The 18,951-nt window shown below is 42.5% G+C and carries 23 protein-coding genes; 12 read left to right on the forward strand and 11 right to left on the reverse strand.

Going from position 1 to position 18,951, the window contains the following annotated elements:
- The 3 genes from MED222_RS11450 to MED222_RS11445 all read right to left on the reverse strand — a co-directional run.
- Window positions 1-1,011, reverse strand: a 1,011-nt coding sequence (locus MED222_RS11450) for a HAMP domain-containing protein (protein WP_009846960.1), incomplete at its 3' end; no start/stop codon positions are given.
- 477 nt (window positions 1,012-1,488) lie between these two features.
- Entirely contained in the window at window positions 1,489-1,632 is a 144-nt protein-coding gene (locus MED222_RS22495) for a hypothetical protein (RefSeq protein WP_009846961.1), read from the reverse strand.
- A 76-nt stretch (window positions 1,633-1,708) separates the two neighbouring features.
- Window positions 1,709-2,224 carry a c-type cytochrome gene (locus tag MED222_RS11445; RefSeq protein WP_009846962.1) on the reverse strand — a complete coding sequence of 172 codons (516 nt, stop codon included), beginning with the start codon at window positions 2,222-2,224 and terminating at the stop codon, window positions 1,709-1,711.
- Between the two features lie 185 nt (window positions 2,225-2,409).
- Between MED222_RS11445 and MED222_RS11440 the strand changes: the two genes are divergently transcribed.
- Window positions 2,410-3,033, forward strand: coding sequence for a cytochrome b/b6 domain-containing protein (locus MED222_RS11440; protein ID WP_009846963.1), 624 nt, complete (start codon window positions 2,410-2,412; stop codon window positions 3,031-3,033).
- A gap of 87 nt (window positions 3,034-3,120) precedes the next feature.
- Here the strand turns inward: MED222_RS11440 and MED222_RS11435 are convergent, their stop codons facing one another.
- Entirely contained in the window at window positions 3,121-3,855 is a 735-nt protein-coding gene (locus tag MED222_RS11435) for a DUF1826 domain-containing protein (protein ID WP_009846964.1), read from the reverse strand.
- 435 nt (window positions 3,856-4,290) lie between these two features.
- Between MED222_RS11435 and MED222_RS11430 the strand changes: the two genes are divergently transcribed.
- From MED222_RS11430 to MED222_RS21515, 4 genes are all read left to right on the forward strand, one after another.
- The gene (locus tag MED222_RS11430) at window positions 4,291-4,986 is read left to right on the forward strand and encodes a VC0807 family protein (protein ID WP_017096977.1); all 696 of its coding nucleotides are present in this window, start codon (window positions 4,291-4,293) and stop codon (window positions 4,984-4,986) included.
- A 392-nt stretch (window positions 4,987-5,378) separates the two neighbouring features.
- Window positions 5,379-5,654, forward strand: coding sequence for an HU family DNA-binding protein (locus tag MED222_RS11425; protein ID WP_009846966.1), 276 nt, complete (start codon window positions 5,379-5,381; stop codon window positions 5,652-5,654).
- Between the two features lie 26 nt (window positions 5,655-5,680).
- Window positions 5,681-5,824: a hypothetical protein gene (locus MED222_RS22500; RefSeq protein ID WP_009846967.1), complete on the forward strand. Its 144-nt coding sequence runs from the start codon at window positions 5,681-5,683 to the stop codon at window positions 5,822-5,824.
- Between the two features lie 317 nt (window positions 5,825-6,141).
- Window positions 6,142-6,345: a hypothetical protein gene (locus MED222_RS21515; protein ID WP_012604160.1), complete on the forward strand. Its 204-nt coding sequence runs from the start codon at window positions 6,142-6,144 to the stop codon at window positions 6,343-6,345.
- Here MED222_RS21515 and MED222_RS11420 read toward each other — a convergent pair.
- Window positions 6,326-6,817, reverse strand: coding sequence for a PaaI family thioesterase (locus MED222_RS11420; protein ID WP_009846969.1), 492 nt, complete (start codon window positions 6,815-6,817; stop codon window positions 6,326-6,328). The two genes, MED222_RS21515 and MED222_RS11420, sit on opposite strands and share 20 nt — an antisense overlap.
- Window positions 6,818-6,861: 44 nt before the next feature.
- Here MED222_RS11420 and MED222_RS11415 point away from each other — a divergent pair, with 44 nt between their 5' ends.
- Complete coding sequence (locus MED222_RS11415; protein ID WP_009846970.1) at window positions 6,862-7,140, forward strand: DUF134 domain-containing protein; 279 nt, start codon at window positions 6,862-6,864, stop codon at window positions 7,138-7,140.
- Window positions 7,141-7,216: 76 nt separating this feature from the next.
- Here the strand turns inward: MED222_RS11415 and nqrM are convergent, their stop codons facing one another.
- From nqrM to MED222_RS11400, 4 genes are all read right to left on the reverse strand, one after another.
- Entirely contained in the window at window positions 7,217-7,414 is a 198-nt protein-coding gene (gene nqrM / locus MED222_RS21940) for a (Na+)-NQR maturation NqrM (protein WP_009846971.1), read from the reverse strand.
- Window positions 7,411-7,857: a NifB/NifX family molybdenum-iron cluster-binding protein gene (locus tag MED222_RS11410; RefSeq protein ID WP_009846972.1), complete on the reverse strand. Its 447-nt coding sequence runs from the start codon at window positions 7,855-7,857 to the stop codon at window positions 7,411-7,413. Before MED222_RS11410 ends, nqrM begins: the two co-directional genes overlap by 4 nt.
- Window positions 7,858-8,136: 279 nt before the next feature.
- Entirely contained in the window at window positions 8,137-9,552 is a 1,416-nt protein-coding gene (locus MED222_RS11405; RefSeq protein WP_009846973.1) for a sensor histidine kinase, read from the reverse strand.
- Window positions 9,536-10,210, reverse strand: a complete 675-nt coding sequence (locus tag MED222_RS11400) for a response regulator transcription factor (protein ID WP_009846974.1) — start codon at window positions 10,208-10,210, stop codon at window positions 9,536-9,538. Before MED222_RS11400 ends, MED222_RS11405 begins: the two co-directional genes overlap by 17 nt.
- Before the next feature lie 227 nt (window positions 10,211-10,437).
- Between MED222_RS11400 and MED222_RS11395 the strand changes: the two genes are divergently transcribed.
- Both MED222_RS11395 and MED222_RS11390 read left to right on the forward strand, forming a co-directional pair.
- Complete coding sequence (locus tag MED222_RS11395) at window positions 10,438-10,935, forward strand: GlcG/HbpS family heme-binding protein (RefSeq protein WP_009846975.1); 498 nt, start codon at window positions 10,438-10,440, stop codon at window positions 10,933-10,935.
- A 484-nt stretch (window positions 10,936-11,419) separates the two neighbouring features.
- Complete coding sequence (locus tag MED222_RS11390; protein ID WP_009846976.1) at window positions 11,420-11,923, forward strand: YcxB family protein; 504 nt, start codon at window positions 11,420-11,422, stop codon at window positions 11,921-11,923.
- Window positions 11,924-12,265: 342 nt separating this feature from the next.
- On the opposite strand, the gene MED222_RS22730 is transcribed toward MED222_RS11390, so the two are convergent.
- On the reverse strand, window positions 12,266-12,391 hold the full coding sequence (locus MED222_RS22730; protein ID WP_269667540.1) for a DOPA 4,5-dioxygenase family protein: 126 nt from the start codon (window positions 12,389-12,391) through the stop codon (window positions 12,266-12,268).
- 382 nt (window positions 12,392-12,773) lie between these two features.
- Between MED222_RS22730 and MED222_RS11385 the strand changes: the two genes are divergently transcribed.
- The gene (locus tag MED222_RS11385) at window positions 12,774-13,616 is read left to right on the forward strand and encodes a LysR family transcriptional regulator (protein WP_017085524.1); all 843 of its coding nucleotides are present in this window, start codon (window positions 12,774-12,776) and stop codon (window positions 13,614-13,616) included.
- 414 nt (window positions 13,617-14,030) lie between these two features.
- Entirely contained in the window at window positions 14,031-14,924 is an 894-nt protein-coding gene (locus tag MED222_RS11380; protein ID WP_009846978.1) for a nuclear transport factor 2 family protein, read from the forward strand.
- 290 nt (window positions 14,925-15,214) lie between these two features.
- On the opposite strand, the gene MED222_RS11375 is transcribed toward MED222_RS11380, so the two are convergent.
- A complete protein-coding gene (locus MED222_RS11375; RefSeq protein WP_009846979.1) occupies window positions 15,215-17,026 on the reverse strand; it encodes a PLP-dependent transferase in 1,812 nt (603 codons plus the stop codon).
- Between the two features lie 142 nt (window positions 17,027-17,168).
- Here MED222_RS11375 and MED222_RS11370 point away from each other — a divergent pair, with 142 nt between their 5' ends.
- Window positions 17,169-17,624 carry an Lrp/AsnC family transcriptional regulator gene (locus MED222_RS11370; RefSeq protein WP_009846980.1) on the forward strand — a complete coding sequence of 152 codons (456 nt, stop codon included), beginning with the start codon at window positions 17,169-17,171 and terminating at the stop codon, window positions 17,622-17,624.
- A gap of 285 nt (window positions 17,625-17,909) precedes the next feature.
- Window positions 17,910-18,917: a tetratricopeptide repeat protein gene (locus MED222_RS11365; RefSeq protein WP_009846981.1), complete on the forward strand. Its 1,008-nt coding sequence runs from the start codon at window positions 17,910-17,912 to the stop codon at window positions 18,915-18,917.
- Window positions 18,918-18,951: the final 34 nt, after the last annotated feature.

Raw genomic sequence — 18,951 nt, forward strand, 5'->3', positions numbered from 1 at the left:
GTTCTGTGCTAGTTCTCCTACTTCATCTTGGTTCTCAACATGAATACGCTGAGTTAAATCACCACTACCATTAGCGATCTGCGCCAATGCTTGAGACACATGGTTCAACGGACGGAACAGAATAGTACACAGCAGGTTAAACAATATGGTACATACAATCACAACCAACAGTGTCACCAACACTTGACCGATCACCGCATCAAATAACGGTGCAACCAAAGAGTCATGATTAACAACACTGATAGTAATCAGGCTTGTACCATCAATCGCACGTGCGTACAGAACATAGTCGCTGCCATTTAACTCGATAGCCGTGTCTTTACCGCTAGTCAGTGCCTTCTGTACATCAGAAAAATCTAGCCCTAGCGAGCTAATGTTCTCATTCAGCAACTTTGTATCAGCGTGCGTGTAAACCGTGCCTTTGTTGGTCGCGATAAACATGTAGCCTTCGCCTGGAAGAATCACTTTTTCAAGGCTGTTTAGAATGTCGGTAATTTCTACATCGGCCCCCAAAACGACCTGCTGGCCATGCAGTTGCATTGCAGTACCCAACGACACAACGTTCGCCCCAGTTGCCGCGGCAACCGTTGGGTTATCCATGAACACCTTACTTGGGTTCGCAACCGCATTGGTGTACCAACCCCATACGCGTGGATCATCATTGCCCGGTGGCAACACTACGCCATTCGCATTTTTTTGCGAGCCATCTGGGAACGCTAAGAACACATTATCAAACGCCCCTGAATCACGAACCTGCTTCAGGTGAGTCACCAAGCTTTCTTGTGTTGACTCCTTCGAAAGTGAAGTAAGCGCACGTTCTTTGGATAAGATCCAATCCGATACATATTGATTGTAAGAAGCTGATGCACCTTCTAAGCGCTGTTCAACTTCAATATCCAACCGTTGCAATGAAGCACGAAAAGACAATACTTCGACCAAAATCCCCCCCAGGATAATGGCCATGCTGGCAGAGATCGCCAGCTTATTTTTAAGCGAGAGTTTCTTGAACATAGGAAACCTATAATTTGGAAGTAAAAACCGCGGTGACAAATTTGTCACCAATGCGGTTTGCAAGCACCATTTATTTTACGCTTTAAAATAAAATAATAAACCACCTAAGGTTAATATCAGCAATATATGTGAGTAGGGGCACGCATAGCGAGATATTCACCAAGTAAATCATTGATTGAATGAGAAATCATACCGAACACCCTGTTGAAAGGTAAATTAATCAAATACAATCAGCATAGCGTTGTTACCTAGACGAAAAATAGCAAAGGACCCAACACATAACGTTCAGCCCTTTATTTCTTGTCATTTAAACCTAACGGCATTCTTATTTCTATCAGATCAACACTTATATTCGATTACTTAGATTTCACCGAAATTGGGGTTAGTTAATAATCGCTTTAATTACTTTACTAACTATTAGTTTTGTCAGTTATTGTATTTTCACTTTCCCAATACTAACTCAATAACCAACGACTACTAGTTATTCGTCACAGACAGTTTGTAGCCCAAATGTTGAACATTCACATCAGCGTAGCCTAGAGCAACGGCATAGTCTGCTGCGTTTGTTAAAGCAGAAAACATGATTGAAACGGCTAGTGTTATAAACATACTCATTTTCATATTTTGTTCCTTTTTGGCTAAATAGTTTTAACTGGTTAAATGGGGTTAGTTAGTTAATTGAGCGGACTGAATGTTATTACCAACGTGAGCGATATGAACGATGGCAACTTTTGCAAGTCGCCTGCGCTGCTTCTAATCCTGATTCCGCCAGTGATACATCACCTTGTTGGCTACCTTGATAGAGTTCTTGGAACCCTTGATTCATTTGACTTAATAGTCGTTGGAATTTTTCAGGTTCACTCCACACACTCTCTTTAGCTTTACTTCCTTCTTGGCTGCCCACCGGAAATGACGTCAATAACAATTCGCTATGAGCCGTTAGCTCTAAACTCGTTTCTTCTAATACCTGCCAACTCGTATCGTTGCCATCTAATGAGTCTTTGGCTTGCTCAATCAAGGTTTCAACTTGTGTAAATGCGTATTGGCGCTGTTCAATTTGGCTCGAATGATCTTGTGATGCCAAAGCGTGGGTGCTAAGTAAAACGGTTGTAGTACACAGTAGTCTCACCAATCTCTTGTGCATCATTCTCTTGTTCATATTGATCTCTCCTCGCTTCATATAGCTTTTTTTGTCTGGTTTCGATACAGACATCGATGATTCGTTTCGATGTTCCGTTTTGCTCTGATGTCTGTGTTTCTTTGATGTCTGTGTTTCTTTGATGCCTGTGTTTCCTTGATAAAGTCAATTTACACAGCAATAGTTGCAATTGCAACTATTGCTGTGTAAATTACTGTAAAGCGAACAGAGATTAAATAAACAAAAGAGAGAGTGAAACTATGAAGATTTGGGATCTATCAACTCGCCTATACCATTGGACGCAAGCGGCGCTTTTCATGGGGTTAATGGCATCGGGCATTTCAGGTAATGGACCCCACGTTCAACTTGGGCTAGCACTTATGACATTAATCGTTTGGCGATTGATCTGGGGTTGGGTGGGTAGCGAAACGAGCCGGTTCAGACAGTTTTTACGATCACCTAAATCAGTGGTTCGTTATTTATTAGGAAAAGAAAAAGAAAAGCCAGGCCATAATCCTGCTGGCGGTTGGATGGTTGTTACACTGTTATCAGCTTTAACTATTCAGTGTGTTTCTGGTTTAGCCTTAGCTGGGCTTCTTGATCACTTACCCTATGCAAATATCTGGTTGAATGACTCCGTATTTTCACTATTAGAAAACATTCACCTCACTATGATAAAAGTGCTTCCGACCCTGGTCGCGGTACACGTCCTTGCCGTTTTGTTCTATAAATTACGTTCTAAACCATTAACTTGGGCAATGGTCACTGGCTTTCAAACAAAAATCGAACTTAATGGCAGTGTTGCGTTTGTTTCTCAATGGCGTGCGTTAGGCGTACTAGCTTTAGCGGCACTGCTCATCATTATGCTGACAGTGTTGGCGTAAATTAATTGGTTTGATGAGTATAAAACCGGATGTACAAAAAGGGATAAGCCGACGACTTCTAAAAATCGTCTCGCGAATAGAGCGCGACTAACCAAAATCTAACGTCAGCAACAATCGCGTCTCGTTAGATGAAGTTACGGGTGAGCAATGCACCAGACCCGCGTTTTCGTTGCCACTCCATCGCTCCCCTTTAAGCAATGCCACATCACCACTCGAAAGTTGCTCGATATCCGAGTCATGACTGTACAAGCCCGACTCTGAATCTGGCTGTCCGTTACTTCCTCTTCCTAGCTTCGAACGGTCGACCAAGTCGTTTGGCAGCCATTGAGTGGCAACACCATGATAGGTAGTCACTAAACGGCAAGGGACTTGGTCAACATGGAAGCGTGGGCACATCGCTTTATTCAGAACCGCTAAACGGAGCCCTACTTCTTCAAGATCAAACAAACAACAGAACATATCCACCAGCTCTACCATGTTTTCTAGTAGTGCTTTAGATGCGGTTTCGTCGGTAGCAAACTCCAATTTCTCATAGGCGTTGTCTGGAGACAGGCTCATAGATTTACTGAAGTTTGGATTCAAGGCGATAAATTCACTGATTGCCATGGTTAAATCTTCATCAAATGTACGCTGCCAAATCGCAATATTGACATTGCTTTGATAGATGTCTGCCAGCACCGTTGGCTGCTCAGAAGCGCTATAGCATGGAGCATGATTCGCATGATTCGCATGATTCGCATGAACCTTGATACTTGCAGCAGAACCAATGTTAAGTGGCTGATTATTATCGGTTGTCACAGGTTTCGTTAACACGGCATTCATTACGTCATCTCCTTGATACATGCTTGTTGTTTTCCTCTTACCGATACGAACGTTATTCTCAGTAAGAGTGATATTTTGGTTATGTTATAACATAACCAAAATATCACAAGCAACTTGGCATACATGTTTCCAATTATATGGATATGCGTTTGCAGCCTTAGGTAACTTGATGAACGTGGATCACTGCAGAAAAACGCGAAAGCTTAGCTATGGCGTTCATATAAATTGACTCAGCAAGCAACGGCTTTCACACCATAAGCCCCAAGTTAATCGAGAACTCAGACACGAAAGTGTTGAATTACGCGTTCTATAAGTTCAGAGATGTCGTTGATGTCACATGTCGTTACACAGCATGACGTCTTAAGGCTTTACATCTTGAGCGAGGTAAACAACAATCCCTGAGAATAAATCCATAACATAATGTATTTAGAAATTATGAGCAGCACAGAAAACAAAAAATCGAGTCCTCTTTTCGAAGTCGTATTTAACGTCTTTCTTCCTTCATTCATCTTAATGAAGTTCAGTGGAGAGGAACACCTAGGAACTGGCTTAGCACTACTTGTCGCGCTTGCCTTCCCTATTGCTTACGGTGGTATGGAGTTAGTCCGCAACAAGAAGTTTAACTTCATCGCGGCACTTGGCTTTGTCAGCGTATTATTAACCGGCGGTATCGGCTTCTTCGAACTTGATACTCGTTGGTTAGCATTAAAAGAAGCATTAATACCCGGCCTAATTGGTTTAGCGGTTCTTGGCTCAACCTTCACTCGCTACCCGTTTATCCAAAAAGTTATCTTCACGCCTGCACTGTTAAACATATCTCTAATCGAAGAGCGTTTAAGAGAGTTTGGTAACCAAGCAGAGTTTAATCGTTGCCTAATGAAGTCAAACTACCTATTCGCTAGTACCTTCGCATTTTCTTCTGCGATGAACTACTTTCTAGCGACTTGGATTGTGACTAGCCCAGCAGGTACTGCAGCTTTTAATGAAGAATTGGGTAAGTTGACACTTTACAGCTACCCGGCCATCGCTATACCAAGTATGTTGATGATGTTAGGTATCTTCTACTACATTTGGCGCCAAGTTCGCTCGATGACTTCGCTAAAAACGGAACAGATCTTTATTACTAAATAATTTTCGTTGCGTTAGCTCCGAGTACAAAACCGCTTCAAATACTCGATTGCTTTAAAAAACAGATTGCTTCAAAAAAGCATGAGCCCAGCACACACGCTGGGCTTTTTTGTCTGTTCTACATACAGCAAAATATTAACTTTCAATTGATATCATGAATTAATTTAAACAAAACGATGTTCATTTTCATGACTCACTGTCCATAACTGGCCGAAAACAAGTAATAGTCAATGATTTGCATTGAATGAGGCGTGATATGTTTTTATAATCAACTTCGTTTGTTACTTTACAAAGTTCAATCCTAGCAATGACATAACTTCAGTTCATATTGGTCATATTTAACCAATAGTTTGCAAAAACCAAACGCCAGACGAACTCGACAAGGAATTTAAAACATGAACAAATCTCAATTAGTTGAACACATCGCAACTTCTGCTGACATCTCAAAAGAGCAAGCAGGCACAGCACTCAATGCACTCGTTGAAGGCATCTCGACTACGCTTGCTAATGGCGACGATGTATCTATCCTTGGATTTGGTAGCTTTAAAGTGAATAGCCGCGCTGCTCGCACAGGTCGCAATCCAAGAACTGGAGAAGAGATTCAAATCTCAGCGTCAAAAACACCAGCATTTAAAGCAGGTAAAGCACTAAAAGAGACATGCAACCTGTAAGATAGAAAATACAAGGAAGGTTACCGATGACAACTAAGGAAAAAACAAAAACGAGCCGCAGTAAAAAAGCCGGCAAGTCAACCAAAGCACAAGCTGAAGGGCCTAAGGCTCGTCAACGCATTGAAGAGCTTCTCGAAGAGCGTGAATTAGCCAAACTGTTAGAGCTTTAGTTTGTATTCGAGCTGTAATTAAAGATTTACATGATGGTTTGTTGTCATTCAAATGCCACTGCAGATTTGCGGTGGCATTTTAGTTTGAAGAACAAGCCCTAGCGCATCACTCTTCTTCCCCCTTTCAATCCCCTCTTCACTTTTAATCCCCCTCGCTTTCAAAAACGAAACTTTAGCTTACTGGCTTTAAGCTGATATCGCGTTGACGACCAAGCTTGAGAAGCGCATGATTTTATTTCGAGCAGAATAGTTTTTTGGCCGTGTAACCCACCCCATAATTGTTTCTGTGCAACGTACCCTATTGAACGGCAGGTCACATGAATAAAATTGTTATGTTAGTAATGGGGCTGCTTTTTACCAGTCGATTGTTCGCTAGTATTGTGCCGCATGTTAGTCAACTTGAGCATGATGCACCTATTCTACTTCGCTCAGCGTTGATCGTAGGTGTTTCGGCTTATGCCGTCTGGACAGCGTTCAAATACTTCAAAAAGAACAAAGCTTCTAGTTCAGATCAAATCTAGGCGGTGCTGACATGAACTGACTCTTTGCCGACGAACATAACTTCCCGCACTGCGTAATTTGGCTTTCGAGGAAATAAAGATTACGTCTGCTTTTCACCCATTGAGCGCGAATTTCGAGTTCCTGACCAATGGCGATTGGATGGTGAAAGCGAGAAGTTAAACTCACCGTCATCGCATTGATATTGTTATGGAACAAGCAATACAACATCGCGCTGTCGTGTAACGCAGTAACAATACCCCCCTGCATAATACCGTCGTAGCCCTCAGCTTTATCTGTTGGTACAATCCTGGCTATAGCTTCATACTTAGCTAAATTTTCACGCTTAACTGGCGTTTCATGCTTAGCTAGCGTTTCGTACTGAGCCAAAGTCTCACCTTCGCCAACAGCTTCAAAACAAATGGGGCTATCTGTGAAAAAACCTTGGCTGCACACTTGGCAACGCCGATGGTTGTGAGGAATGAAAACCTTCATACTTACCCTTATTCCTGTGTACCCTTAGATTCCTAGAGATAGATATGGCTCGACCAAAAAAACATCGTCAATTATGTACCCGTGCGGCTTACTCATGTTTTAAGCCTAATGGCGTTCCTATGGACGAGCTTCATAAAGAAGAATTGCTATTAGAAGAGTTAGAAGCCTTACGCTTGGCTGATCAAGAAGGATTGAGCCAGCTTGAAGCCGCCGAGCAGATGCAGGTGTCTCGCCAAACGTTCGGCAACATCATTAAGCGTGCAAGAGCCAAAGTCGCCAAGTGCATCGTCAACGGCCATGCGTTAGTGATTCAAGGCAGTTAATTCACGTGTTAGCCAGAAGTTATTTAACTCAGCGAGCGAGAACTCTTGATACTTAACTTGATACTTAACTTGATACTTAGCTTGATGGCTCAGTAATCTGATACAACTTTCGGCTTTGCCCTTCACACACATCCTTGCAATTGCATTCGCGCTCAATGTCTAACTGTGCGAGTCCTCCACAACTGCCTTTGATTGGCTTGCGCGAAAAAATCACGCCTATAGCCATCAGTGTAACGACTCCGACAAACCCCAATAGCGTCAACAAAAAGGTCATTTACGGAACCCTCGAATAGCGCCTAGCTGATTAGGCTGTGCCATTAAAATCGAAGCTTGTTTTTTGTGCCCTTTCTCGCCGCACGTTTTATTGCTACCCCCGATATTGCGCGACTCGCGACCATAATCGAGGTCGGTTACTTCTTGTAGATTGCAAAAATCCAGAGTGGTCACTTCGGCTTTTCCTTTAGATGTAAAAACGCGAACATCATGATTGAACAAGTGCGACAGCATTTTCTTCCCGATGTGACGAACCACAACAGCTTTCACATCATAAGATTTAACGACGGACATCCATTGCTTCTTCTTATTGCACGGGCTGTCTGACTCAACCAAAGGAATAAGATGCTTTATTTGTTGTTGCTCATCGACAATCGCGATCTGTGGAGAACGGGCAAAATGGTTGCCGACATGAAGGTCACGACAAGGTATTGCGTATAACATAGTAACTTCCTGTTATTGATGATCAGAAGTTCAGCATACGCCCCGTTATTGGCATATGCCAACAACTATCATGTGAAAAATAAGATTTACTGGATCGATAGCTAAGATCAAAAGCTACAAGCTACAAGCAGCCAATAGGGTTGGCGCAGGTTACTCTACCTCCCGAACCTGTTCATGGAGAACCTCCCTTCCCCAAAACAAGAATGCCCCACTAGTGCGGGGCATTCTTTGTGCGTAAGAGTTGAAATTTCAAAGACGAAGTGACGATATAAATCGTTGTTACAACGAAAGAGTAAAAGTACTTCCCACACCCAATTCAGATTCAACGACTAGCGTTCCTTCTAGATTCTCGACCATGGCAAGCGCTAAAGATAATCCAAGACCATACCCCTCGATATTGCTGCGGCTGCTGTCGACTCGGTAAAGTCGGTCAAAAATCAAGTCCTGATATTTCTGTTTAATGCCCACACCGGTGTCCTGGATACTTATCTCGACCTTACCTTCGGTGCTTTGCTCCGCTTTGACCGTCACTCTTCCTTCGGGCTCGGTGTACTTAATCGCGTTATCAACAAGATTAACCAACACCTGAGTCAACTTATCAGGGTCTGACTGAATCGCAAGACCATCAGCGCTCTCAACCACCAGCTCGATTCGTTTGTCCTCTGCAACATCTTCATACCAGCTCACCACATTGCTAATCACGTCAGAGACCTGAGTCGATACTTTCTGCGGTATGCGTTTACCAGTTAGCTCATCATTCAGTTTCATCAAGGCGGTTAACATATTACTGGCCTGCATAGCGTGCTCAGAGCAGTCCGCCAATGCATCTTTCATCGCTTGTTGGTCGGCGTTGTTAAGTAAAGCAGTTTGAGAGGCTAACGTAATACGCGACAAAGGAGTTCGAATATCATGAGCGATCGCATCGACGGTCGTATTCAAGCTTGTCGTCACGTGCTGTAACTTGGCAACCGCAGTATGGACACTATAACTGATCACGTTGAGCCCTTGCGGTAAATCAGATTCGGCTTCATTTTTAGTGCTAGTGCTAGTGCTAGTGCTAGGAAATTCTAACTGCCCTTTTTTCAGCTTATCGAGCAGGTCGCCAAAGGTCACTAACGGAGACATCGCACTCTGGATGATGTTACGAGTGAATACTGCGGTCACAGCCACGAGAGCAAGCAACGCATATAAGGTCATTAGCCATTGATTGTAGGCGATAAAGTCTCTTGCTCGGTTATCCAAAACCAACCAGAAATCATACTGATCCCCTTCAATAGGTAACGACATATAGGGACTAAAGATGAAGCTCTCTAGCCATGAACGATTGTCATCAATTTGGTAGTTAGAAAAAGGCTGTGCTGTTGATAAATGTTGAACACCAGCGATAAACACGCCATCAGATGAAGCGCCCTTCTCAAGCTTATACGCCGCAATGTTGTTTTCGAGTAGCCGATGAGGATTCGCCTCTAAAACATGAATCAATCGCTCACTCGAATCGTAAGTCAAAATACGCTGATACTCGGTCGACATAGACGTAAGGATCTTCTTTTCCGTTTGGTAAAGGTCGAAAAAGAAGATAGCCCCAACAATCAGTTCCACCAGCAGCAAGCAGAGCAGTAAAGTCGACATAAAGCGAACCAACAAATGTCTCTGCGTTTTAGCAAGCGCCTGTTCAATACTACGACTTGAGGACATAGCCAACACCTCGAAGTGTGTGAATTAACGGCTTAGAAAAACCCTTATCAACTTTGCTGCGAAGCCTACAAACCAAAACATCGACCACGTTGGTTTGCGGATCAAACTGATGCCCCCAAACATGCTCAAGAATCGCCGTTTTCGACATCACAGCCTCTCGGTTTTCGAGCAGTAATTTCATCAACATAAACTCGCGCTGATTAATGGTGATCGTTTGTTGATCTCTTTGCAGCGTGTGTTTAAGTAGGTCTAAGCTAAGCGGGCCGTAATGCAATTCTAATGGCTGAGTTGTCGGTTGCTTACCTCGACGCACCAAGGTTTGGCAACGAGCCAATAACTCAGGAAATGCAAAAGGTTTTACCAAATAATCATCAGCACCTGACTGTAGCCCTTGCACTCGTTCTTCCACTGAGTGTTTGGCACTTAATATGATGACAGGCGTCGCGTAGCCTTGCCCTCTGAGTTCAGCCAACACTTCAAACCCATCTTTCTTTGGCAACATGATATCGAGAATGATCACGTCATACTCTTCGGTTACGGCCTCGTGTAATCCATCAACACCATCTGTTGCGTGTGTCACCGTTATCCCTTCTTGCTGAAAACCATTCACCAAAAATCTCGCGATATGAATGTCATCTTCAATCAATAGTATTTTCATTAACGTCCGTTTATTTATTTGCCGTGGTCTTAATACACTCTATCAATATCCTTTCTCGAATATAACCAACATTGCAACTTTGTAATGTTCAAGAAAGCCAGTCGTAATCATGCATTCGTTAGTATGAACCAGTTGATTAAAAACACCCTTTCTAAACAAACAAAAAATAGAATTCGGAATTTGAAAAACGAATATTTTTTGAAAACAGATGCTTTAACGGAGTAAACATGAAAACGACAAAACTAACAGTACTAGCAGCAACCCTTGGTTTCCTTAGCCTTTCTCACAATGCAATGGCAGCAGAAACACAAACGGTCTCTTTCACTCAAATATCATCAGAAGCGGCCTTCAAGCTTGCCCATGAAGCCGTTAATCAATGTGAAGCCGATGGCTACAAGGTTTCTGCGACTGTTGTCGACTTGTCGGGCAATGTGATTGCTCAACTACGTTCTGACGGCGCAGGCATCCACACTCTTGATAGCTCACGCAAAAAAGCGTTCACAGTGGCAAGCATGAAGCAGCCGTCAGGTAACCTGATGAAACTCATCGCCGACAAACCTATCATGCAACCCTTGCAGAATATGGACGACAACTTGTTATTCCTGGCGGGTGGTGTTCCGGTACAACTGAACAATGCCATGATAGGCGCGATTGGTGTGGGTGGCGCTCCGGGTGGCCACTTAGATGTCGCTTGTGCTGAAAAAGCGATTAAGAAGTTTTTCTAAGAAAACCCATTAACAGAAAACTAATTGGCTAGCCCTATTTGATGATACGCTAGCCTCTAAATACCTCGCACTTGCGGGGTAATTTGTTATAAGAACAACATTTCATCTGATAGAACAGTAAGCGGTCTAACATCATTCATTTAATATAGAAACGTATAGAACAGCTGTTACTTTGGATTAAAATTACAACAACGAAAAAAGAAAAGCCGTGAGTATAGGAAGACTGGGGTCGCCAAGTTGGTGTCGCATGAAGTCGGTATCTAAAGCGCAATACAATGAATGGAGCAACAAGGTTACTTAAAATAGCTATGAGACATGACAGCTTGTCGCGGGGCGACCACTTAGCTACAGCGTAACAATTTAGCTATCATGCGAGTAAACGCATTCAGTATTATTGATTTACAAAAGAGGATTGAAACCGCTAAGACAAACCAGCGTGAAGCGATATAATGCGCCTCAACAAAGAACTACAAAGTAGCCACACATGCCTAAAGATCCCGGTTTCACCACAGAATACACCCTCGACAAAACGTTTTTCGCAGAGTGTTATGATCAAACTAGCCTTCCGACTCAGTTTCCAAAAGCCTATTTAAAGGCATTTTTGTTTCTTATTTTTGGTTGGGTTCTATTGGAGTTTGAACTGTTACCTAGTGGCTACGTAGGCTGGTTTTTTATCGTTTTGAGTGTGATTGAAGCGTTCAGTGTATATTGCAAGAGAACCTGGTGGTTATGGCGACAAAAAATCAGCTCAGGTGCTGGCAGCAAAGTGGTCTTTTCAGGGGATACTGATGGTGTGAGTTATAAAAACCGTAAAACCACCAATACTATCGCTTGGCGTGACATCGACCAACTTGAACAAACCGATTTAGGTTTTATCCTTCATATTGGAAAACAGCGCCAATACGTCAGTAAATCTTGTCTAAACGATGAAGCCGTTGCGTTCATGGTTGAGCAACACGAAGCTTCCAAAGCACCCAAAGCAAATTAGCATCAATAAATGCCTGCCAATTTGGCAGGCATTTTTCTATCATCTTTAATAATTCGTATGGCACAACTAAAAAAGCAGCTGAGAAAAGCTATTATTCTCATAGACACAGTGAAAACTTTTTAGCCATTGTTGATCAATCTTCTCAAGCATTCCCATAAATCCCACCCATTCCAATAATCCCATCCTGTTGGATTATAAAGTCAATTTAACGACTTAATTTCGAACATAATTCCTTCCATTTTGTAGAACATAAATTAAAACGTTTTTTGTATTGGAAAGTACGGCCAATACATTTATGTCTAATGTTTTCATTGTTTTCATCATCGATACAAATTTGGGGCTTTATAGATTCTCTAGACTTAGGTCTTTCACATCTCCCATCCAAAAAACTCTATCTTTATGATCTAACAACTCATTTCCACTGATGGGGTGAAAAAGTATCGTTAAGCCTTTTCGGTTGAACGTCAACCAAGTCTTAATAAATGTGGTTTAAAGTAAAGCTGACAGCTCCAACAGGGATGAGGGCCAACCAATTTTCGATGAAGTTGGCCTTGTCTTAGATCTGTAATTTCTAATGCTATATCGTTAATTACCCTTTGAGCCGTTTGCTTGGTGATTACCATACGCAATTGGTAATTGGGGAGTGAAACTGGGCATAAAATACCTCTATAAACTGGAATTCTTTATTCACGATTAACTCGAAAATATCGTTCATTCCGGTGAGTCAATCTTTGGTTCTGTTTTATCGAGAAAGAGTATGTTACAACCTATATTATTAATACACTGAATAAGTTGAATGTTACCTATGAATACTTTCGATTACTCTACGTTGGATGGACGGCTACTTCGCATGTTTATTAGCGTTTACGAACACCAATCAGTAACAAAGGCAGCGGATAGTATGGGGGTTACTCAATCAACAGTTAGTCATGGGCTTAACCAACTGCGCAAAATAGTAAAAGACGAATTGTTTGTCACTTCAGGAAGAGGCATCGCACCTACGCCCAAGGCGGGAGAACTTATTGAAAAGGCCAGAGAAATCGTAATAGCGATGCAAGCCTTCGCAAGCTCACAACAATACAACCCACTAATAGATGATAAAGTTTTTTCCATCGCGGCTAACGACTATGAAATAGAAACCGTTATAAAACCTATGTTTCATGATTTCCAAAAAGCAGCGCCGATGAGCTCGTTGCACATAGCTCCAGCCAGAACTCAACTTCAGTGGGCTTCATTACTTAGGTCTGGCGATGTAGATTTTGTTTTGTCACCTGAACTAACGAGTAACGAGTCGGATTTAATTCAAACTAAGTTGTTTTCTGACCAAGAGGTCTGTTTTTACAATCCTCAAAAGCAAACACCGCCAACAACGATAGAGCAATATTGCTCCAAACCTCACGCCATCATGTCTTTTGAGCATTCTCACCAAACCGAGATAGACACAATACTTAAAAAACGAGGCGTGAAGAGAAAAATAGTGGCTAGTGCGCCTAGTTTTGGGGCGATAGCGTCTTTAATTAAAGATACAAATATCATAGTGACTATGCCTTCTCGCTTGTCAGAAACGTTATTTAGAGACTTTAAGCAGGTCCCCTTACCTTTTGAGCTTCCTCACTTCAATATTGTTAAAGTCTGGCACAATAGAAATAAGCAGTCAGAACGTCATTCTTGGCTTAAAAATCGATTACAGTGAGTATTATTTGGGATTGATACTCTTAGTTTTTTGGCTGTATGTTAAAAAAGACCGACCATGGTATGAGGTTTCTGTTTTTTGAAACCAAGTAAACGCCTGTGTATTGAACCCACCTATTCATCTATTCATCTATTCATCTATTCATCTATTCATCTATTCAGAGTAATTATATTGCTCTGATTTGCCCTTTAAAATAAGTAGTTATCAGATCCCAGCCAGTATCCCGTGACCATCATTAGATCTCGATTTAAGTAATAGACTTTACCTACCACCTCGCAACTACCTCAACTACAACTACAACTACAACCAATCGAATTTGTTCATGAGAAGTATGAATAATACCCTATTTTTTTAATTAATTAGACTGGCTAGCATACAGGTGCTCAAACAAAACAAACCTAAAAAGGAAGAATCATGTCTATTAAATCTGTTGCAATCGGAATGGCTGTTTGTCTATTTACTGCCCCAAGCTTTGCTAACCTAAGCACCATTGATGCTCAAACTAATCAATCCATTAAACTAGCGGAAGGCTTCTATGAAGATGTACTGGTTTATAGGAATTTGAACAACTTCGGAAAGTACGTTGGTGACACTTACATCCAACACGCTACAGCTTATGGCGATGGACCAGCAGAACTGATTAAAGCGGTAGCTGGCGAGTTAACTGCTGATCCTGGCGTGAAAGTAGATATCTACCGTACCATTGCAGAAGGTCCTTATGTCGCAATACACTCTGTTTGGACAACTTCAGACGGTGCGGAATATGTTTATGTTGATATCTGGAGAGAAGAAAATGGCATGCTGGTAGAGCATTGGGATCACTACCAACAAGTTCCGGAAAAATCTGAAAACAAAAACACCATGTACCAAGGGCCAGACGCGAATATCTATGATGCAACTCAAGACATCGAGCGTAATCGAGGCAGAGCCATTGCTGTGTTGAAAAGCTTTGAAAACCCAGCGGATACAAGTGCGTTAAAAAAGTATATTTCTAGCGAAACCTATATTCAACACAACCCAGAGGTTCCAAATGGTAGAAAAGCATTGGTTGGTTACCTTGATTACTTAAACAGTAACGGGACTAAGCTAAAAACGGAGATTGCAAAAACAATCGCGATGGGTGACATGGTTCTTGTTCATTCTAAGCAAATTGACCTCGGTAAAAAAGGCGATTTAGGTGTTGGTTACATTGATATCTTCCGCTTTAATAACGAAGGGAAAATTGTAGAGCATTGGGATATTGCAGAAACTCAAACTGGAGAGTCAGCCAACGAGAACGATGTGTTTGGTTACCCTAGCCAACGTTAATTGCAGCTTCATTGAGTGGAAAAAGTGCTCAACATCAGTGTTGTCCAAAAAACTACTTTTTCCGCTCATATTTGCCTTATGTTATAAGAAATAAATTACCCATATTCTACGAGTTAAAGGCTATTAGGTGATTCATCGACGCATTTTTCTAAGATTTTTTCTAGATTGGTTTATGTTATTACCCGAAACCCAAAAGGCCTCGCACACGCGAGGCCTTACGTTTTTCATTTAACGTTTACAGCTACCCTACTTCACTGACTTCTCTTGTTAACTTTCCTTACTGACCTAAGTTACTGAGTAAGCTGACTGAACTTCGGCAAGCTCTTCACAAACCTCTGGTGTACATCCATATAGGTTTCCATATAGATTTCATCGATACTCTCACCACTCGGGAAACTCGATGAGAAGTCTGCGTGTTTGCGGTCAATCGACAATTTAGCGGCCTCGATAATGTGAGCGATGAACATTCGCGGATCTTCCAAGCCGATAGAGATACGCATTGTGGTTGGCTTGATGCCTGCTTCATTTAACGCTTCATCGCTGAGCTCTGAGTGCGTGGTCAGTGCTGGGCACAAGGCCACGGTGTTGGTTTGCCCTAAGCTCACTTGCATGCCGATTGCTGGCTCAAGCATGTCGAAGAACTGTTTAAACCCATCTCGATTGATTGGTGCACGGTCGCCGTTACCTTCCATATCGATTGTGAAAAGCGCCGCTGGTAAACCCAAGTACATGTTGTTCTGGCAGTGTTCATAGTTATCGCTGTCTGGCAAAGCTGGACATGACACATTGATGTCTGGGTGGGCATCGAAGATCTTCGCCAGAGCCAGGGTATTAATCGTTTTTTGCACCACTCGCATCTCATACGTTTTCATACCATTGAGCACTTCAAACGCTTTGTCTGCGTCTAGGAATGCGCCCTTAATGTAGTACACATTCCAAAACAGCGTTTCGTTCCATGGAATGGTGACCTCATCGCCGTTAGGTTTGGTGAAAGTGACCTCCTCTCCTTTTGGAATAAACATGGTCTCGTTACGGCCAATCACAACCCCAGCAGTTGTGGTGCCAGAACCCGCCAGTTCTTTGGTGTAAGAGTGAATAACATAATCGGGTCTTTCCATCACATCATCACGTTTCAGTACCGGGTGTAATAAAGGCGTGCCCACTGTCGAGTCAACAATCACATCCCAACCACGAACGTGACCTGCTTTACTGATACTAGCAACATCTAACACGTATCCATGCGGGTTACACGGTGACTCTAGGTAGACGTAGATTTTCTTACCCGCAGCGATGCGATCTGCGTATTTATCGGCAACCTCATCAAGTCGCGTCGCAAACTCATCCCCGGAGTAACCATCCACCCACTCTACCGCGACATTCAAATTAGAAGGTTTACCAAACCAATCTTCCAACAACTGGTAAGAACCGCCGTAGATATTGCGTGAAGCCAAGACAATGTCTTCATGGCCAAGTAAATGGCTCAACAACCCATCAATGGCCGCCATCCCCGAGTTAAAGTTCCATGCGAGGTACTCATTGGCTCTAGATCCTGCCTCAATATCAACCATGTGGTTAGCCAGTGAAATCGATGTTGGGTTAAGCAGTCGAGAGTAAATATCGTGCAGCGGCTCCTTACCATTAAACGCATCTTCAATCCATTCTGTACACGCAAACAAATAGGTCGCGGTACGTGTAATCACAGGGCTCGCAGAGAAAATAGCAGCGACATTATCGAAGATAGGATACGCGCCTTTGGATGCAAAATTACCATTATTGGTAGCTATAGATTGGTAAGTGGCGCGCATTGGGTTTTGCAGATTGTCGAGGATCTTAGCGATCTGGAATGACAAAAAACGTTTGGCGTTAAACCAAGCGATTCGGTCGCTCTTATCGAGCTCTGAAAGGCCATCAACCGTCAATGCCCAAAGATCGAGTGTCTTGGTATTGGCTTTGTACAGTGTCGTCGCCAGTTCGATAAGCGTGACGCCGTAATCACTGTTTGGGTCGATACCAAAATGCTTGGCTTGCTCAATGGCAAGGGCTTCTGCTTGTTCGTGTTTGGTAGTTTTACGCAGCGGGCTAAGTTGAGTTGAAGTATTCATAGTTCCTAAGTCATTCCATGCTTGTTGTTCCTCCTTTAATTTTAGTTTTGTGCAGATGCTAAAAATTGCTATTTACGAAGTAAGACATACACTTTGAGCAATAATATTGCCAAACTAAATTCAATATTGATGGAATATGCCAATGGATGAGATCGATAAGAAAATACTGGCTGAACTGCAAAGCAACGCTCGGCTGACTAATCAAGAGTTGGCTGATCGCGTGGCACTGTCGCCCTCTCCTTGCTTACGCCGAATTCGAGCATTAGAGAAACAAGGGATTATTCGCGGCTATCACGCCAGTGTTGACCAAGAAGCGTGTGGCCTGCCAGTCAATGTGTTTGTGTTGGTGAAACTTGAAAAGCCGACAGAAGAGAACATGCGAGACTTTGAACAGCACATCGAAGTGATTGATGAAGTGTTAGAGTGCTTTCTAATGACGGGCAATCACGACTACCTATTGCATGTAGTCAGCGAGTCGCTAAAAAGCTACGAGCAGTTTATCCGCAAGCAATTAACCCGCCTGCCCAATATTGCTTCGATTGAATCCAGCTTCGCCTTCGGTCAGGTAAAAACAAAGACCAAGCTGCCAGTCAGGTAATGAGTGTCACGATAACTTGGGTTTAAAGACCTCTAGATCATTATCGGCACATATAGAGCTCTGTCCATTGCTACTGAGTCAGTGCCACCTAGTTTCCGCGCCTAAGCCATAGAGTTAATCGCTTGGGTCAACGTTTATTAACCAGTCTTGGTTGCTTCCAGTATATTGAGATGCCCTAGGTCTCATTGTCGTGAATTCGGTTTTCGATATCCCGAAATTTCCTTTATTTTCAAAGCTGTTTTGTTATATTCATGTGAAACATTACTAATATAAGAAATGGCTTAAATGATAAAACAAAGTTGTACTTTTTTAACGTCACTGTCGCTGCTGCTATCCGCTAGCACTTTTGCATACGATCTTGAGATAGAAGCTTTTGAAGGCGAAGAACTCGCACTTTTAAAGAACGCAGAAACGTCTAGCGATAACGAATTGCTAATGCAGGCTGCTAACCTTTTAATTGAAGATTCAATGTATGAAGAGAACTTACAACGGGGATATGAGTACATGAATCAAGTAGCGGAATCTGGTGAGGTAAAAGCGATGATTACCTTGGCAGATAATTATTACTACGAAGAGCAATACGAAAAAGCACTGGCTTGGTACCACAAAGCTGAAACCAGCAAAGACCCTTATGTGCTCTACTCATTAGGCGTAATGTATTTTGATGGTGAAGGTACACCTGTCGACCTAAAGAAAGGCAACGATTATTACCTAGCTTCTGCAAAAGCGGGGTATTCTGACGCTATGTATCAACTCGCATTTTCATACGATGAAGGTCAAGGCGTCACTCAAGACTTCTCCAAATCTGCGTATTGGTTTGAGCAATCGGCTAACTTAGGCGATGCAAGTGCTATGTACAATTTGGGTATTTCTTACCTAAATGGACAAGGCGTTGAAAAGAGTTGCTCTAAAGCGATGCAATTATTTAGCAAAGCCATTGAAGAAGATGAACATACACTTTCTTATGTGAAGATGGGTGATATTTACTCTTCTACGCGATACAAAAAACCGTGTGGTTTCAAAACTACAGACGCAAAAAAAGCATTAGAGTATTACACTCACGCCGCAATGCAGGGCAACGATTATGGTCAATATTCCGTTGGTTACGCCTACCGTAATGGTCACGGTACATGGAGCGATTTTGTTAAAGCGCTAGCATGGTTTGAAGTCGCGCAGGAATACGGAAACTCGGATGCAGAGAAAGAGATAATCGACGTGAAACAGTACATGTCGAAAGAAAACATTGCCGCAGCTGCGCAGCTTAAAGACTCTTTAATCGAAGATATCTGGTAAGGATAGTAACGACTCTAATTGTCATGGACTAGAA

Origin of the sequence: Vibrio sp. MED222, from assembly GCF_000153005.1 — a bacterium.
Classification (GTDB): Bacteria; Pseudomonadota; Gammaproteobacteria; order Enterobacterales; family Vibrionaceae; genus Vibrio; species Vibrio tasmaniensis_A.

Excerpts from the sequence above, each read along its gene's own strand:
- MED222_RS22495 (WP_009846961.1), bottom strand. The coding sequence starts at position 1,632 with ATGAAAATGAGTATGTTTATAACACTAGCCGTTTCAATCATGTTTTCT.
- MED222_RS11445 (WP_009846962.1), bottom strand. The coding sequence starts at position 2,224 with ATGTCTGTATCGAAACCAGACAAAAAAAGCTATATGAAGCGAGGAGAG.
- MED222_RS11440 (WP_009846963.1), top strand. The coding sequence starts at position 2,410 with ATGAAGATTTGGGATCTATCAACTCGCCTATACCATTGGACGCAAGCG.
- MED222_RS11435 (WP_009846964.1), bottom strand. The coding sequence starts at position 3,855 with ATGAATGCCGTGTTAACGAAACCTGTGACAACCGATAATAATCAGCCA.
- MED222_RS11430 (WP_017096977.1), top strand. The coding sequence starts at position 4,291 with ATGAGCAGCACAGAAAACAAAAAATCGAGTCCTCTTTTCGAAGTCGTA.
- MED222_RS11425 (WP_009846966.1), top strand. The coding sequence starts at position 5,379 with ATGAACAAATCTCAATTAGTTGAACACATCGCAACTTCTGCTGACATC.
- MED222_RS22500 (WP_009846967.1), top strand. The coding sequence starts at position 5,681 with ATGACAACTAAGGAAAAAACAAAAACGAGCCGCAGTAAAAAAGCCGGC.
- MED222_RS21515 (WP_012604160.1), top strand. The coding sequence starts at position 6,142 with ATGAATAAAATTGTTATGTTAGTAATGGGGCTGCTTTTTACCAGTCGA.
- MED222_RS11420 (WP_009846969.1), bottom strand. The coding sequence starts at position 6,817 with ATGAAGGTTTTCATTCCTCACAACCATCGGCGTTGCCAAGTGTGCAGC.
- MED222_RS11415 (WP_009846970.1), top strand. The coding sequence starts at position 6,862 with ATGGCTCGACCAAAAAAACATCGTCAATTATGTACCCGTGCGGCTTAC.
- nqrM (WP_009846971.1), bottom strand. The coding sequence starts at position 7,414 with ATGACCTTTTTGTTGACGCTATTGGGGTTTGTCGGAGTCGTTACACTG.
- MED222_RS11410 (WP_009846972.1), bottom strand. The coding sequence starts at position 7,857 with ATGTTATACGCAATACCTTGTCGTGACCTTCATGTCGGCAACCATTTT.
- MED222_RS11405 (WP_009846973.1), bottom strand. The coding sequence starts at position 9,552 with ATGTCCTCAAGTCGTAGTATTGAACAGGCGCTTGCTAAAACGCAGAGA.
- MED222_RS11400 (WP_009846974.1), bottom strand. The coding sequence starts at position 10,210 with ATGAAAATACTATTGATTGAAGATGACATTCATATCGCGAGATTTTTG.
- MED222_RS11395 (WP_009846975.1), top strand. The coding sequence starts at position 10,438 with ATGAAAACGACAAAACTAACAGTACTAGCAGCAACCCTTGGTTTCCTT.
- MED222_RS11390 (WP_009846976.1), top strand. The coding sequence starts at position 11,420 with ATGCCTAAAGATCCCGGTTTCACCACAGAATACACCCTCGACAAAACG.
- MED222_RS11385 (WP_017085524.1), top strand. The coding sequence starts at position 12,774 with ATGTTTATTAGCGTTTACGAACACCAATCAGTAACAAAGGCAGCGGAT.
- MED222_RS11380 (WP_009846978.1), top strand. The coding sequence starts at position 14,031 with ATGTCTATTAAATCTGTTGCAATCGGAATGGCTGTTTGTCTATTTACT.
- MED222_RS11375 (WP_009846979.1), bottom strand. The coding sequence starts at position 17,026 with ATGAATACTTCAACTCAACTTAGCCCGCTGCGTAAAACTACCAAACAC.
- MED222_RS11370 (WP_009846980.1), top strand. The coding sequence starts at position 17,169 with ATGGATGAGATCGATAAGAAAATACTGGCTGAACTGCAAAGCAACGCT.
- MED222_RS11365 (WP_009846981.1), top strand. The coding sequence starts at position 17,910 with ATGATAAAACAAAGTTGTACTTTTTTAACGTCACTGTCGCTGCTGCTA.